The 13,736-nt window shown below is 45.4% G+C and carries 15 protein-coding genes; 8 read left to right on the top strand and 7 right to left on the bottom strand.

What is annotated here, in order from left to right:
• Positions 1-194 precede the first annotated feature (194 nt).
• A complete protein-coding gene (locus AACQ93_RS10635) occupies positions 195-1,412 on the top strand; it encodes a NupC/NupG family nucleoside CNT transporter (protein WP_064604854.1) in 1,218 nt (405 codons plus the stop codon).
• 286 nt (positions 1,413-1,698) lie between these two features.
• Complete coding sequence (locus AACQ93_RS10630; protein WP_007466825.1) at positions 1,699-1,974, top strand: hypothetical protein; 276 nt, start codon at positions 1,699-1,701, stop codon at positions 1,972-1,974.
• A gap of 42 nt (positions 1,975-2,016) precedes the next feature.
• Here the strand turns inward: AACQ93_RS10630 and AACQ93_RS10625 are convergent, their stop codons facing one another.
• From AACQ93_RS10625 to AACQ93_RS10605, 5 genes are all read right to left on the bottom strand, one after another.
• Positions 2,017-2,232, bottom strand: a complete 216-nt coding sequence (locus AACQ93_RS10625) for a hypothetical protein (RefSeq protein ID WP_064604852.1) — start codon at positions 2,230-2,232, stop codon at positions 2,017-2,019.
• Positions 2,233-2,473: 241 nt separating this feature from the next.
• Positions 2,474-3,124 (bottom strand): LutC/YkgG family protein, encoded by a 651-nt coding sequence (locus tag AACQ93_RS10620; RefSeq protein WP_064604850.1) that lies wholly within the window; start codon positions 3,122-3,124, stop codon positions 2,474-2,476.
• Between the two features lie 10 nt (positions 3,125-3,134).
• Positions 3,135-4,565: a LutB/LldF family L-lactate oxidation iron-sulfur protein gene (locus AACQ93_RS10615; RefSeq protein WP_064604848.1), complete on the bottom strand. Its 1,431-nt coding sequence runs from the start codon at positions 4,563-4,565 to the stop codon at positions 3,135-3,137.
• Positions 4,558-5,319 (bottom strand): (Fe-S)-binding protein, encoded by a 762-nt coding sequence (locus tag AACQ93_RS10610; RefSeq protein WP_064604846.1) that lies wholly within the window; start codon positions 5,317-5,319, stop codon positions 4,558-4,560. The genes AACQ93_RS10615 and AACQ93_RS10610 overlap by 8 nt, the downstream gene beginning before the upstream one ends.
• A gap of 138 nt (positions 5,320-5,457) precedes the next feature.
• Entirely contained in the window at positions 5,458-7,149 is a 1,692-nt protein-coding gene (locus AACQ93_RS10605; RefSeq protein ID WP_064604844.1) for an L-lactate permease, read from the bottom strand.
• Between the two features lie 154 nt (positions 7,150-7,303).
• Here AACQ93_RS10605 and AACQ93_RS10600 point away from each other — a divergent pair, with 154 nt between their 5' ends.
• The 3 genes from AACQ93_RS10600 (at position 7,304) to AACQ93_RS10590 (ending at position 10,235) form a co-directional block, all read left to right on the top strand.
• Entirely contained in the window at positions 7,304-8,206 is a 903-nt protein-coding gene (locus tag AACQ93_RS10600; protein ID WP_064604842.1) for a LysR family transcriptional regulator, read from the top strand.
• Positions 8,207-8,304: 98 nt separating this feature from the next.
• Positions 8,305-8,700, top strand: coding sequence for a DUF805 domain-containing protein (locus tag AACQ93_RS10595; RefSeq protein WP_064604840.1), 396 nt, complete (start codon positions 8,305-8,307; stop codon positions 8,698-8,700).
• 455 nt (positions 8,701-9,155) lie between these two features.
• Complete coding sequence (locus AACQ93_RS10590; RefSeq protein ID WP_064604838.1) at positions 9,156-10,235, top strand: hypothetical protein; 1,080 nt, start codon at positions 9,156-9,158, stop codon at positions 10,233-10,235.
• A gap of 84 nt (positions 10,236-10,319) precedes the next feature.
• On the opposite strand, the gene AACQ93_RS10585 is transcribed toward AACQ93_RS10590, so the two are convergent.
• The gene (locus AACQ93_RS10585) at positions 10,320-12,023 is read right to left on the bottom strand and encodes an FAD-dependent oxidoreductase (protein ID WP_064604836.1); all 1,704 of its coding nucleotides are present in this window, start codon (positions 12,021-12,023) and stop codon (positions 10,320-10,322) included.
• A 99-nt stretch (positions 12,024-12,122) separates the two neighbouring features.
• Positions 12,123-12,317: a YgaP family membrane protein gene (locus AACQ93_RS10580; RefSeq protein ID WP_007466160.1), complete on the bottom strand. Its 195-nt coding sequence runs from the start codon at positions 12,315-12,317 to the stop codon at positions 12,123-12,125.
• A 161-nt stretch (positions 12,318-12,478) separates the two neighbouring features.
• Between AACQ93_RS10580 and AACQ93_RS10575 the strand changes: the two genes are divergently transcribed.
• The 3 genes from AACQ93_RS10575 to AACQ93_RS10565 are packed head-to-tail and all read left to right on the top strand — an operon-like array spanning position 12,479 to position 13,674.
• Positions 12,479-12,790 carry an ArsR/SmtB family transcription factor gene (locus tag AACQ93_RS10575; protein WP_007466159.1) on the top strand — a complete coding sequence of 104 codons (312 nt, stop codon included), beginning with the start codon at positions 12,479-12,481 and terminating at the stop codon, positions 12,788-12,790.
• The gene (locus tag AACQ93_RS10570) at positions 12,787-13,203 is read left to right on the top strand and encodes a YeeE/YedE family protein (protein WP_007466157.1); all 417 of its coding nucleotides are present in this window, start codon (positions 12,787-12,789) and stop codon (positions 13,201-13,203) included. Before AACQ93_RS10575 ends, AACQ93_RS10570 begins: the two co-directional genes overlap by 4 nt.
• 9 nt (positions 13,204-13,212) lie before the next feature.
• On the top strand, positions 13,213-13,674 hold the full coding sequence (locus AACQ93_RS10565; RefSeq protein WP_064604834.1) for a YeeE/YedE family protein: 462 nt from the start codon (positions 13,213-13,215) through the stop codon (positions 13,672-13,674).
• The last annotated feature ends 62 nt before the right edge of the window (positions 13,675-13,736 follow it).

Below are 13,736 nucleotides of genomic sequence, written 5' to 3'. Positions count from 1 at the left end.
CTAACAACAGTATCCCGTACAAGCACCAATCTGCCGTTTTCGTTTGCTTTGCCGATATTTTCCTCGATTTTTTGGTTTTATGTATCAATTCTGTAAATTTGCATAACAATTTGATGCTTGTCACAGTTTTTAAAATCCCTAAAATGCCGCCGCAATCGTTTTACTAACCCACTAATTAACATTGGAGAATGACCATGGGGCATCTGGTCAGCATCTTAGGTATTGTTTCACTATTTGCGGTTGCAATCTTATTTTCGGAAAATCGTCGTGCGATTAGCTGGCGTGCAGTAGGTGGCGCGTTTGCAATTCAGATTCTGTTCGCAGGATTTATTTTGTATGTGCCTGTCGGACGAGAAGTTCTGAACACAGTATCCAATGCCGTCTCTGGTGTTATCGACTACGGTCGTATCGGTTCTGAATTCCTGTTTGGTGATCTGGCTAAGTTTAAAATTGGTTTTATCTTTGCCGTTAACGTATTGCCGACAATCGTATTTTTCTCTTCACTGATTGGTGTGCTTTACTACCTGGGCATCATGGGTTGGATTATCCGTGTTCTGGGTGGCGCGCTACAGCGTGTACTAGGCACCAGCCGCACTGAATCTATGTCTGCAACGGCTAACATCTTTGTTGGTTCTGTTGAAGCACCGCTGGTTGTTCGTCCATACCTTGCAAAAATGTCTCGCTCTGAGCTTTTCGCGGTAATGGTTGGTGGCCTGGCTTCTGTAGCCGGTGGTACGCTGGTCGGTTACGCGGGTCTTGGTGTTGAAATCAGCTATCTGATCGCTGCAAGCTTCATGTCTGCACCTGCTGGCCTGATGATGGCGAAGATTCTGGTTCCACAAACAGAAACGCTGACTGATGAGCCTCAGGTTGATGATGAAGATGAGAATGCGCCTGTTAACATTATCGACGCAGCATCTCAGGGTGCGCTTAGCGGCCTGCAGATTGCGATGGCTGTTGGTGCAAGCCTGCTGTCTATCATCAGCTTGATTGCTCTGCTTAATGGCGGTCTTGGCCACCTTGGCGAACTGATTGGTGTTGAAAACCTGAGCCTTGAATTGCTGTTTGGTTACATTTTCGCACCAGTTGCATGGCTGATCGGTGTGCCATGGTCTGAAGCAACAGTTGCAGCAAGCCTGATCGGTAAGAAAATTGCTGTTAATGAATTCGTAGCCTTCGCTGATCTGATGGCTGTTAAAGATCAACTAAGCGCTCACTCTCAGGCTGTTGTTACTTTCGCATTGTGTGGTTTTGCAAACCTGACATCAATCGCAATGCTGATGGGTGGTCTGGGCGGTATCGTACCAAGCCGCCGTCCTGATATTGCACGTCTGGGTCTGAAAGCTATTTTTGCAGCGACTCTGTCAAACCTGATGAGTGCAACGCTGGCAGGCATCTTCCTGTCATTCTGATCAACAAGCATCAGTTACCAAATAAAAACAGAGAGCTTCGGCTCTCTGTTTTACTTTTGGGGGTATAGTTAAATCCGTTTGAATGGATTTATGTACTGTTGCATTTAAGACCTAAGGACAGAAGTAATACTAGTGGGCCTGTAACTACCGCTTTGTCTTAAAAATGAGATAGAGACTGGCTCGCGCTTGTTGAAAAAGCGGTCTTGGTTTTATCAATACTTGCCATTAGCTACTTGTTCCCGGTAGCATCACCGCTTTCATTCCTCTTATTAATCAAGAGATAGCCATGAAATCACCTGTCGATAAGTTGCTGCAAAGTCATGAAAACCTTGTTCATTCGGAAGGAATGAAGGTGACCTCCCATACTCAGCGTGAGGATGGTGACTGGATCCTTCATACGCTGATGGTTGAAGGATGCGAAGCTCCGTTTAAGTTCAGGCGTACAAAGAAATACAAGAGCCTGAAAGGGGCAAAGGTCAATATGACGTATTATCCTGTTACAGAAAAAGTTGCCGGCTTTGATATCGAAGTAATGAAGGTGGTCAGAGTTAAACTTTATTGAATTCCACAGCAAAAAATAATTTACAACCGCAGCTATGCATGTTCAGAGAATTTCATTCTCAGATTTTTTATCTTTTTCTTTATTTTCAATGAGTAGCTGCGGTTCTGCGGTGGTTCCATCATCTTCCTGCCTGTGACACAGAGCGCAAGTTTTAACATTAGTCTCCTTAATGTAAATCAAGGTGTCATTACCACAATGGCGGCAGGTTCCTGAAAAGCTAAGTGTTTGTGTTTTAGGCTTGTTTGATACACCCGGCATAGCGATATCCTTTCCAACTGCTCATTTCCGATTTATCCGCAACATGTCAATGCATTGTTATGCATACACGGCTATCTACCAGACTAGACCAGAATTTTTTTAATAGACAAGTTTTACTAATTTTGTCTTCAAGTAAGCTTCTGAGGAAAAAAGGCGCTCACCGAATACCGGGAGCGCTTCAAGTAAAGGGGATTGGAAAATAGCAAATACCAAAAAGAGACCGATTTCTTTTACACCTCCGTTATCTATCTTCAATTAAAATCACGATTAATTCTTTCGGGCCGTGAGCACCATAGGCCAGTGTTTGCTGGATATCAGCGGTTTTAGATGGCCCGGAAACCAGAATGGCATTTGTTGGCATGCCGATATGCCACGCCTGTTGCCTTATCAGTTCAGCGAAGTTGTTGCTGAGTGTTGAACGTTTGAGTAGTGCGACATGTGTTGGTGGTATCAGTGACAGTGTTCGAGGCTCGTCTGTACTCGGCCACAGAACTAAAGTGCCTGTATCGGCAATGCCAGCCAGACAATGGGTGATACCTGCGTCGACCTGTTCAAAAAGCTCATGTTTCCATTCTCTGATGTCCTGATCAAAGCTGATCACATCATTTTGTCCTGATGCCTGTTGGATCTCATGAATGAATTCTCCGTCTTTACCAATCGCGATGCGCTTGAGCTGTTTAGTTGCAACTACTTCTGTCAGGGTGCTTTCAAGCAGCTCGACTTTGGTGCTAATCACTTCGGCATGGCTGGCAATCATAGCCTCGACGAATCGTTGTTGCCGCTCTTCATCTGAGTCGGTTTGCCACGGGCTGTAGCTATGATTGTTTGAGCTTACTGGGTGCGCGCCTGCATCACGAAGTCGGGACAAAATTGTAGAACGTGCTGGATTCATTTCTTTCTCCTTACTTCCGTGCCTTCATCAGCTGATGCAATGTTTTGTCAGCAGGCTTCGGCGCTGTTCGACATTGAGTCCATGGGCCCAGGTTGCTTGGAATCAGTGCTTTCAGTTTGGTTGCCGCATAAGTACCTGAATGGTAAAGCGAAGGGTGAGTTGCGGCATAGGCAAAGCCTTTCATCGCCATTCTTTCCGTTGAATTAGCTGCGGCTTTCTGGCCGTCAATTTCTTCATTTCCGGGCTTTGGTGGATTCTTTGCTTCATAACGCAGTCGTTGCAGCAGTTCCGGGATCGGGATTCTGACCGGGCAGACTTCATCGCAGGCACCGCAAAGACTGGAGGCGGTAACCAGATCTTTAGTTTGCTTCAGTCCCATTAAGTGTGGGGAGATGATCTTTCCAATCGGACCCGGATATACCGTGCCATAGGCATGTCCGCCGATACGGGTGTAGACAGGACAATGATTCATACAGGCACCGCAACGGATACATTGCAGCGTTTTACGCATCTCCTCGTCGCGGTAGGCTTGTGAACGTCCGTTGTCCAAAAGAACTAAGTGGACTTCTTCCGGGCCGTCGAGTTCACCGCTACGTCGTGGCGAGGTGATCATGTTGAAATAGGTCGTGATGGCCTGGCCTGTTGCCGATCGGGTAAGGGCACTGTAGAGCGGTGGTACGTCAGACAGAAATTCCACTACTTTCTCTATGCCGGTGATGGCGATATGGACGTCAGGTACAGTGGTACACATCCGGCCGTTGCCTTCGTTTTCGACAAGACACAATGTCCCGGTTTCTGCGACGGCAAAGTTAACGCCGGACAAGCCGATTTCAGCATCGCGGAATTTTTCCCGTAGTCGGGATCTTCCTGTCTGAATCAGAGCGTCTACATCCAGCGTCGGGGTGAAATTTTCCAGGTTATGTTCAAAAGTATCGCTGACTTCCTGCTTATTTTTATGAATGGCAGGCATGATAATGTGTGAAGGCTTGTCGCCATCTAACTGGACGATATATTCGCCCATGTCACTTTCCAGGCATTCAATACCGATCTTTTCCATTTCGTGGTTAAGTTCAATTTCTTCACTTACCATGGATTTCCCTTTCACAATGGTCTTGGCATTGTGCAGGCGAGCGATATTGGCAATGATGTAGTTGGCCTGTTCAGCATCTTCAGCCCAGTGAACCTGGATACCGTTGTGTTTACAATTTTCTTCCAGTTGCTCAAGCAGATCCGGTAATTTGCTCAGGCAGCGTTGGCGGATGGCTTCAGCCAGTTCACGAATGTTCTTCTCTTCAGCCGGATCCGGAAAAGCCGAGCGGCGTTTATCACGGAGGTAATCCATCGCACCGCGGAAATTCTGACGCAGTTGTTTATCTGCCAGTGCAGATTTTGCCTGCTGGTGGAAGAACTGCGGTCCCTGATCTTTAGTGTATTTAGTCATGGCGACTTCCTCCGGTTCTTTCCAGCAGGAAGCTGGCAAGATGGCGTCCGCGCATGGTTTTGCCCTGATATTCCAAAGCACCGTTGATATTAAGCAGACACCCCCAGTCAGCACTGACCAACTGTTCAGCGTTAGTGTCTGACAGGTGGCGGGTTTTATCTTCAACCATTGCCTGGCTGATGTTCGGGTGGCGAACGGCAAAGGTTCCGCCAAAGCCACAGCATTCACTTTCGTAGGCTTGTTCTCGCAACTCAACATTCTCAAGCTGGTTGAGCAACTCGGTTGCCGTTACATGGACATTCATTTCCCGACGGGCGGCACAAGAGGTATGCATGACGACAGAAGTTGGCTGGCCGTGATCTGTCAGTTTCACTCGGCAGACATTGACCAGGAATTCGGTAAGCTCAAATACGCGATCACAGAAAATTTCAACTTTATGTTGTTTTTCATCACCTTTAAACAGGCGGCGATAGTGATGGTGCATCATTCCGCCGCAAGATCCAGAAAGAACGACGACAGGCCAGTTTTCATCAAATAATGCTATCTGGCTCAGTGCGACTTCCTTAGCTTCATTATCGTAGCCTGAGCTGTAAGCCGGTTGGCCACAACAGGTTTGTTTCTCGATGAAGATGACTTCAATACCTTGCTGTTCCAGCAGCGTGATGGCATCCAGTCCGGCTTCAGGATCGAACATGTCGACCAGACAGGTGGCGTAGAAATATACTTTGTCCGGCTTGGCTGGGTAGATTCGCATCCTGGACTCCTTGAGAGCAGTAGGCTATTTCATCCGGCAGTCTGGCTTGTGTGTTCTGCTGCCTTGCTGCCGGATGAAATAGTGGTGTTGCAGGTGGTTATTTCTGTTATGTGGTGAGTTATTACTGTGTTAATTGTATTAGTTCATCAGTGCATCTGTGATATGGAAGCCATAGATGATTGCCAGACCAATCAGACCGGTAACAACCAGGTAGTAGAACGTTGGGATTACTGTCTTGCGTAGGGTGGCACCTTCGCGTCCTAGCAGGCCGACGGTTGCCGATGCGGCTACCACATTGTGGATAGCAATCATGTTCCCCGCTGCTGCGCCGACAGCCTGTAGTGCTACAACTGCTGCACTGGAAATTGTCAGGGTCTGAGCAACTTCAAACTGGAACTGGCTGAACATCATGTTAGACACCGTATTCGAGCCTGCGATGAATGCACCTAAAGCACCGATTGTTGCACTCAGTGCCGGGAAGAAGTCACCGACAAGGTTTGATGCAAAGTTAGCTGTTGTTACCGGCATACTTGCAAGGTCGGCAGCGTTAACACCAGAGTTGATGAAGATACGGACCATCGGGATGGTGAACACCAGTACAAAGCCTGCGCCAATCAGTGTTTTGCTTGACTCTCCGAAGGCTTTAACCAGAGGTGTGACCTTACGTGATTGCAGAAGAACTGCCAGCAATGCTACGAAGACCAGAATGCCGCCCGGCAGGTACAGTGGCTGGATAGCCGCACTGATACCGGTTTCGCCTAGGATGTCTTTGAAAGACAGGCTGATCCCGACAAGGAAACCTTTGAAGTCTGCGCTAACACGGCTTGCAACCAGAATGACTGCCAGCAGTACATACGGAGCCCATGCTAAAGCCATGTTCATTGGCTTTTTCTCATCGTTACTTAGATCCATTTTCAGGGAACCAAGCCACTCTTCCGGCCACTTGTCTTCGCTTTCAAAGTCCCAGTGGTTTTTGGGTACCAGGAACTCTTTCTTAGCGGCAACAACAACGATAGCCAGACCGATCAGACCACCAATCAGTGATGGGAATTCAGGCCCCAGGAATACACCGGTCAGGGCGTAAGGGATAGTGAACGCAAGGCCGGCGAAAATTGCAAATGGCAGAATTTCCAGACCTTCTTTCCAGCTCTTATTCTTACCGAAGAAGCGGGTCAGCATCATTGCCATCAGAACAGGCATCAAAGTACCGACGGTGGCGTGAATAAGCGCAACATTGGTGGTGATTTGTTGTAGGTAGATATCCCAGGTAGAGCCGTTGGCGACCAGGGATTCAGTAATGTTATGGGTATCCAGACCTTTGTTAACACCAACAATGATTGGTGTACCTACCGCACCGAATGAAACCGGTGTGGACTGAATCATCATGCCCATTACAACAGCAGCCAATGCCGGAAAACCGATAGCGACCAAAAGTGGGGCGGCAATAGCTGCTGGGGTACCAAATCCTGAGGCTCCCTCGATAAACGAACCGAAGCACCAGGCAATAATGATGGCCTGAACCCTACGGTCAGTTGAGATGTCTGTAAAGCCGCTTCGGATAGTAGCGATGGCACCGGTGTGCTTAAGGGTGTTAAGCAGGAATATGGCACCGAAAACAATCCAGAGAACTGCAACTGTAATTGCAAGTCCTTGCAAGGTTGAAGCGAAAATACGGGTTGCCGACATGTCCCAAAACAGCAGGGCGATACCGACAGTCATGATAAAGGCTACAGGCATGGCTCGTTTCGCTGGCCAGTTCAGGCCGACCAACAGAACCGCAGCAACCACAATGGGTGAAAATGCGACTAACGCTAGTAGGGTTTCGTTCATAGTAGTACTTCCTTAGTACAGGTGTTTCTTGTCTGGCTACTTATACGTTGTTATGGATTGTAGGTTGTTTGTTAACGCGGTGTGACATTACCGCTTTATTTTTTCCTGATATAGGGAAATAATGAAAAAGATTAATTCCAAAAGTGGTTAAATTATGGCCAAGACAGATGACTTAATACTTTTTGCGCAGGTAGTCGAGTGCGGTTCTTTCAGCAAGGTTGCAGAACAGAATTCCCTTACAAACTCAGTAGTTAGTAAACGAATTGCGAGACTGGAAGAAGATCTGGGCGTTCAGCTTTTGTATCGGACGACGCGAAAGTTAACAGTAAGTGAAGCAGGAAAGGTTCTGTATCAGGGTGCGAAAAATGTGAAGCAGGCAGCGGTAGAAGCGATCGATGCTGTCAGTGGATACGGTGAAAAAGTAAGCGGTCATGTCAAAATGTCTGTACCGACGATATCCGGTGATTTGCTTCTGGCAGATGCAGTGGCTGAGTTTTGCACTATGCATCCCGGCATGTCGGTAGATATGTCTCTTGATAATCGCTTTGTTGATTTGATAGCAGATGGCTACGATCTGGTTATTCGCACCGGATATTTGGAAGATTCGAGCCTGATTGCCCGCCATATACTGGATTCGCAATGGGTAATATGTGCAGCTCCTTCTTATATAAGCAAGCATGGCCGGCCTGCCATACCGCAGGACTTGGTTAACCACAATTGTCTTCAATACGCTTACCAGACAACAGGTGCCAGCGAGTGGCAGTTCATTGGTGAGCAGGGTAATTACATCCAGCGTGTCAGTGGCAACTTTTCAACTGACAATGCGGCAGCACTCAGGAAAGCTGCTTTGGGAGGATACGGTATAGCTTATGTGCCGCGTTGTCTGGTTTATCATGATTTAATTGAAGGTAAGTTGGTTGATTTGTTCCCTGACCAGGTTGGCAAAAAGCTCGGCGTTTATGCAGTGTATCCCTATACACGTCAGCCATCGCAAAAAATTCGACTATTAATTGAACATATCCGCAAGAAGTATCTAGAAATGCATTATTATTTTTAGGTTATATTTGTACTTTATTGAGGTTATTCAATATCAAATAAAGTATTATTTGATGTAATAGATAGAATTGTAATTAGATAGTAAAGATAGGGAATAAAATGAATTGGTATCTTCATGTCCTAAAAAATTACGCAGTATTTAAAGGACGAGCACGCCGAAAGGAATATTGGTACTTCTTTCTGATCAACTTAATCATAAGTATTGTCTTAGGTTATGTTGATAGCGCTTTGGGTACCCCTGGCGCAGCTGAGGGGGCGGGTGCCATTGGTGCCGTATATTCACTTATTGTTTTAGTTCCGGCGATCGCAGTCGGTGTTCGTCGTTTGCATGATACAGGACGTACCGGTTGGTGGATGCTGATTGGCCTTATTCCTCTTATTGGGGTTTTGGTTCTGCTGTATTTCTTTGTCCTTGATAGTAATCCTGGCAGCAATGAGTATGGACCTAATCCAAAAGAATCAAATCATAATCAGGAAGGCAGCTTTAAAGTTTAAACCACATTTTACTTGTGGTAATTGCTGTTATTTTAATTAATTAAGAAGTAAAAGCCCGGCAAATTAGTCGGGTTTTTTTATTAAAAACAGTAGCCTGTAGCATTTGAATCTTATTAATGAGAATGAATGTGTATTATTCTCCCAGATAATCAGTCAATTAGCGGATAAAAGTATTTTATTTTAAAGGGATAGGTAGTGATATCTATTTTCTGATAACTGATAATAATTACCGTGTAACCATCTACAATTAATACCGAACTGAAATTGCTTTGGTAATTGAATGATTCGATTTTTATCGATTTGCTTCTATTTGAACTATTCATCAAATGTGAGCTTGTAATGCTTACCTTATCTGAAAAGGTTAGCAGGGTAGTTATTGCTATTAATAAAACCGGAAAGGTTGTTAGTTGGCTAGTTAAATAAATCATGCCACAAGTAATTAGTGGAGAAACGTAATGAAAATGAATAAGGTAGCGTTATCTTTCCTGGCGGTATGTATTGGCTTTTCAGGATATTCTTTAGCATCTGAGAAAGATTACTCTCATTACGAAAGTGGTGGGAGTGAAGACGATTATAAAGGTTATGAAAAATACAAAAAACATAAAGATCATTACAAGAAATATCACCCCAAAGTAAGAGATGCTGGAAGACTAGCTTTGAACCTTGTGGGTAAAGGCAATATGTACGAGAAAGATGTACCAGACCTTGACGGTGATAAACAGCCGGATTCTGCTTCTTGTTTCGATGTTGAGTTGAAAGATATAGAGAAAGGAAGATTAATAGGTACTGCGACTGATTGTCTTTCAGAAGTTATGGAGCAAGATGGCGGGATCAAGTTGATCGGAACTACATTCTTTAATTTACCCGGCGGGCAGATTGTTACACGAGGGCTGACGACTGTTCAGCCGGTGTTGCAAGATACTGTAACTCCGGATGGAGTGGATATCAGCCATATAACAGGCGCATCCAGTGATAAAAATAGTATTATTAAAGCGACAGGAAAGTATAAAGGCCATATAGGTACCGTTAGGTTATCAGGAATGGTGAATCTTGATGAGTTCACAGGCGAAGTTGGTACGCCAATATTCTTTGACTGCTTGTTCATTGTTGATTTAAAAGAGATTAAGTTCAGATATCCACATCATTGGTATAAATGGTATAAAGAGCATTATTATCAGGATTTCTATAAAGCCCACTATGGCATTGAAAATGATGAACCTGATAATTCATATGACGATACCGGTGATTCAGGCGAATCTTATGAAGATACAGATTCCGGTGGCGAGTCATACGAGGATACCGGTGGTACAGAAGAGCCATATGAAGATACCGGTGATTCAGGCGAATCTTATGAAGACACAGATTCCGGTGGCGAGTCATACGAGGATACCGGTGGTACAGAAGAGCCATATGAAGATACCGGTGATTCAGGTGAATCTTATGAAGACACAGGTTCCGGTGGTGAGTCTTATGTAGATACTGGGGAAACTCAGGACCCATATGAAGATTCCAGAGATTCATATCGATATTATTAAAGTCTGACTTTTTTAAGTAAAAAGCCACTATCGTCATGATGGTGGCTTTTTCAGTTATGACTTGTTTTGCGATTACTTGGCTAATTAAGCTTTCGCAAATTTATAGGTACGGAAACCACCAATCAGGTTGCGCGCTTTATAGCCATTGTTTACGAGCTGGCGGTATGCGACGTTACCACGGAGGCCAACAGCACAATAGATAACAATTTCTTTATCTTTTGGTAGTTCATTCATGCGGTTGCGAAGTTGGTCAACCGGAATGTTAAGGGCACCCTCGATATATCCCATGTTCTCTAGTTCACCCGGATTACGTACATCCAGCAGAACTTGGTCTTCTGACAGGTTCTCAATTTCATCGAAATGAATCGCTGTCGCATCACCTTTCATGATGTTACTGGCAACAAAAGCAGCCTGATTAATGACATCTTTAGCACTGCCGTATGGTGGCGCATAAGTCAGTTCAAGATGCTGCAATTGTTCTACTGTCATACCTGCACGCTGTGCTACTGCCATCACGTCGATACGTTTATCAACGCCGTCTTTACCTACAGCCTGAGCGCCAAAAATTTTACCTGATTGTGGGTCAAACAGCATTTTGAATGACACGATTTCTGCACCAGGGTAGTAGCTGGCATGGCTGGCCGTGTGAACGTATACCTTTTCATAATTGGTACCTTCACGCTTCAGCTGCTTTTCGTTCTTACCGGTAGAAGCGACGGCTAAATCGAAGATCTTACAGATCGCTGTTCCCTGAGTGCCTTGGTAGGTTTCGTTGCGACCCAGCATATTATCTGCTGCCATACGACCCTGACGGTTAGCCGGACCGGCTAGTGGAACAAGAGTGGCGTCACCTGTTACAAAGTCTGCTTCTTCAATTGCATCACCCACAGCATAGATTGCAGGATCGCTGGTCTGCATGCTCGAGTTGGTCCAGATACCGCCAAGTTCACCGATTTTCAGTCCGGCTTCTTGTGCCAGCTTGATTTCAGGACGAACACCGACAGCCATGATCAGGATGTCCGTTTTTAAGGTATCACCATTGCTCAGGGTCAGATCCAGATGGCCATGGATATGCTGATGAGCAGCATCTTCACCGGAATCTTCGCTGGCAATATGGGCTTCCGGAACATACTCAACAGCGGAAAGCGCCGTGCTTAAACGCAAATCAACACCGTGGCTACGGATCTCAGCATGAGCAAACCCGGCCATTTCTTTATCTACCGGAGTCATTACCTGATCAGCAAGTTCAAGCAGGGTGGTTTTAATACCGCGCTGGTGGAAGGCTTCCATCATTTCCAGGCCGATGAAACCGCCACCAACCACGGTTGCGTGTTCGACGTTGTTCATCTCAATGGTATGGAGAATCTTGTCCATATCAGGGATGTTACGTAGTGAATGGGTAAGCGGATTGTCAACACCTGGAATCGGTGGAACAACCGGTGCAGCCCCCGGGCTGATCAGCAGAAAATCATAGTTTTCGGTGTACTCAGAGCCGTCTAACATACTACGAACAGTAACAGACTTTTCTTCACGGTTAATGCTGATGACTTCGTTCATAGTACGAACGTCAACATTAAAACGGGCAAGGAAGCTTTCCGGAGTTTGTAGCAACAGTTTGCTTCGTTCTTTGATATCACCACCAATGTGGTAAGGCAAACCGCAGTTGGCGAATGATACGAATTCACCACGTTCAAACATGATAATTTCGGCGTCTTCGCTTAAACGGCGGGCACGTGCTGCAGCAGAAGCGCCACCTGCAACACCTCCGACGATAACAATTTTAGTCATTGATAACTCCACAAAAACATAAATCAACAGAGAACTAAACCAAGCTTAGTCCTCGGGATATTCGGTATGGGTTTTTTAGCTGATACTCTGATTTTTAACTTAAGGCTTTGATGTAAATCCAAGTTTACTTAATACGTTGGTTGCCGGGCAAAAACCTGTGAATGCGCTTTGGATCAGGTTGGCACCTATAAACAGGGTGAACCAATAAAAGTTTGGATGGACCCAAAGTGTTAATGCCACGGAAATAAAGATCATTGTTCCTGCGAATACGCGAACAGCATTTTCCAATGTCATATCTTTTCTCCCCGGACAGGTTTTAGCAATTAACGATTCTGTTGAAAACTATAAAACTTTAATTTAGCTTTGTCTAATAAATATTATCCTAAATTAGTGTTGACTTAATCCTGTGGTTTAGTAATCTCTAAATTAGGTTTTGCTTTGGTAGTGAGGGTGAAATGATCGACATAGATAAAATGCACTGTCATGCGATTGAAGTAGCTAACTGGTTGAAAACTATCGCTCATCCGGAGCGTTTGATGGTTCTGTGTCAGTTAACTAAAGGGGAAGTACCTTTGAAAGAATTGCAACAGAACTCGAGCCTTGGGCAATCAGCGCTCTCACAACATCTCGCCATTCTAAAAGCGCAGAAGCTGGTCAGTTTTCGTAAGCAGTCTCAGCAAGTGTTTTATTCTCTGGCGGATGACAAATCAAAACAGCTACTTGAAGCGTTACAAGGTATTTGTTGTGTATCGGAGGAGAAGAAATGACGGGGCTGATTCCACTGAATGCGTTACTGGGAGGGATGCTGTTAGGTGTATCTGCAGTATTGCTATTGATGGTAAACGGTCGGGTGGCCGGTATTAGCGGTATTGTTGCCGGTTTGCTAAAGCCGCAAAAAGGGGAGTTTTCATGGCGATTTCTTTTTGTGCTGGGAATGATTCTGGCTGGTTTGATAGCACCTTACCTTGGCTTTGACTTTCCTCAGACTCTGCCGGTGACATCGACGTTGATGCTTGTCATTGCAGGATTGCTGGTGGGGTTGGGAACCAAACTTGGCAACGGTTGCACCAGCGGTCATGGCATATGTGGGGTGGGACGACTTTCAAAGCGTTCGATAGTCGCAACTGGTGTATTTATGGCTGCCGCTGCCATTACTGTTTTTATTCGTCTTCATAGTTAAGAGGCCAGAATGTTTACACGATTTGTCACTTTGTTAGCTGGTTTGTTGTTTGGCTTGGGCATGATGATGTCCGGTATGGTTGACCCGAATAAAGTTATTGGATTTTTAGATTTTGCCGGTAATTGGGACCCAAGTCTGGCCTTCGTGATGGGAGGTGCGTTGCTTGTTTTTATGCCTGCGTATTTCTTTATCATCCGCAAAATGGATCGCCCTGTCTGCGATACAGATTTCCGGTTAAGTAAAAAACAAGCTGTAGATAGTCGATTGGTTATCGGAGCTGTGTTGTTCGGGATCGGCTGGGGGATTGCAGGTATATGCCCTGGCCCTGCTGTGACGTCATTAGCAGGTGGTCATGTGAGCGTTTTGATATTTATTGCCAGCATGGTGGCTGGAATATGGCTGGGCTGCAGACTGACAGATATGTTTGAAAACGCTAATGAGCTCAAAGTTAAAACTGCAGATGTTAACTAACCTCAATAGCGACATGTCGAAATAGCAGGGTATTGATTAAAAAAGTATTAACTCATGGGATT

It is taken from the genome of Photobacterium sp. J15 (assembly GCF_963870815.1).
GTDB classification, from domain to species: Bacteria; Pseudomonadota; Gammaproteobacteria; order Enterobacterales; family Vibrionaceae; genus Photobacterium; species Photobacterium marinum.
This window is presented reverse-complemented; position numbering and strand designations above follow the sequence as displayed.

Bases quoted from the DNA above. Each gene is read 5' to 3' on its own strand.
- AACQ93_RS10635 (WP_064604854.1), top strand. From the start codon at position 195: ATGGGGCATCTGGTCAGCATCTTAGGTATTGTTTCACTATTTGCGGTT.
- AACQ93_RS10630 (WP_007466825.1), top strand. From the start codon at position 1,699: ATGAAATCACCTGTCGATAAGTTGCTGCAAAGTCATGAAAACCTTGTT.
- AACQ93_RS10625 (WP_064604852.1), bottom strand. From the start codon at position 2,232: ATGCCGGGTGTATCAAACAAGCCTAAAACACAAACACTTAGCTTTTCA.
- AACQ93_RS10620 (WP_064604850.1), bottom strand. From the start codon at position 3,124: ATGAATCCAGCACGTTCTACAATTTTGTCCCGACTTCGTGATGCAGGC.
- AACQ93_RS10615 (WP_064604848.1), bottom strand. From the start codon at position 4,565: ATGACTAAATACACTAAAGATCAGGGACCGCAGTTCTTCCACCAGCAG.
- AACQ93_RS10610 (WP_064604846.1), bottom strand. From the start codon at position 5,319: ATGCGAATCTACCCAGCCAAGCCGGACAAAGTATATTTCTACGCCACC.
- AACQ93_RS10605 (WP_064604844.1), bottom strand. From the start codon at position 7,149: ATGAACGAAACCCTACTAGCGTTAGTCGCATTTTCACCCATTGTGGTT.
- AACQ93_RS10600 (WP_064604842.1), top strand. From the start codon at position 7,304: ATGGCCAAGACAGATGACTTAATACTTTTTGCGCAGGTAGTCGAGTGC.
- AACQ93_RS10595 (WP_064604840.1), top strand. From the start codon at position 8,305: ATGAATTGGTATCTTCATGTCCTAAAAAATTACGCAGTATTTAAAGGA.
- AACQ93_RS10590 (WP_064604838.1), top strand. From the start codon at position 9,156: ATGAAAATGAATAAGGTAGCGTTATCTTTCCTGGCGGTATGTATTGGC.
- AACQ93_RS10585 (WP_064604836.1), bottom strand. From the start codon at position 12,023: ATGACTAAAATTGTTATCGTCGGAGGTGTTGCAGGTGGCGCTTCTGCT.
- AACQ93_RS10580 (WP_007466160.1), bottom strand. From the start codon at position 12,317: ATGACATTGGAAAATGCTGTTCGCGTATTCGCAGGAACAATGATCTTT.
- AACQ93_RS10575 (WP_007466159.1), top strand. From the start codon at position 12,479: ATGATCGACATAGATAAAATGCACTGTCATGCGATTGAAGTAGCTAAC.
- AACQ93_RS10570 (WP_007466157.1), top strand. From the start codon at position 12,787: ATGACGGGGCTGATTCCACTGAATGCGTTACTGGGAGGGATGCTGTTA.
- AACQ93_RS10565 (WP_064604834.1), top strand. From the start codon at position 13,213: ATGTTTACACGATTTGTCACTTTGTTAGCTGGTTTGTTGTTTGGCTTG.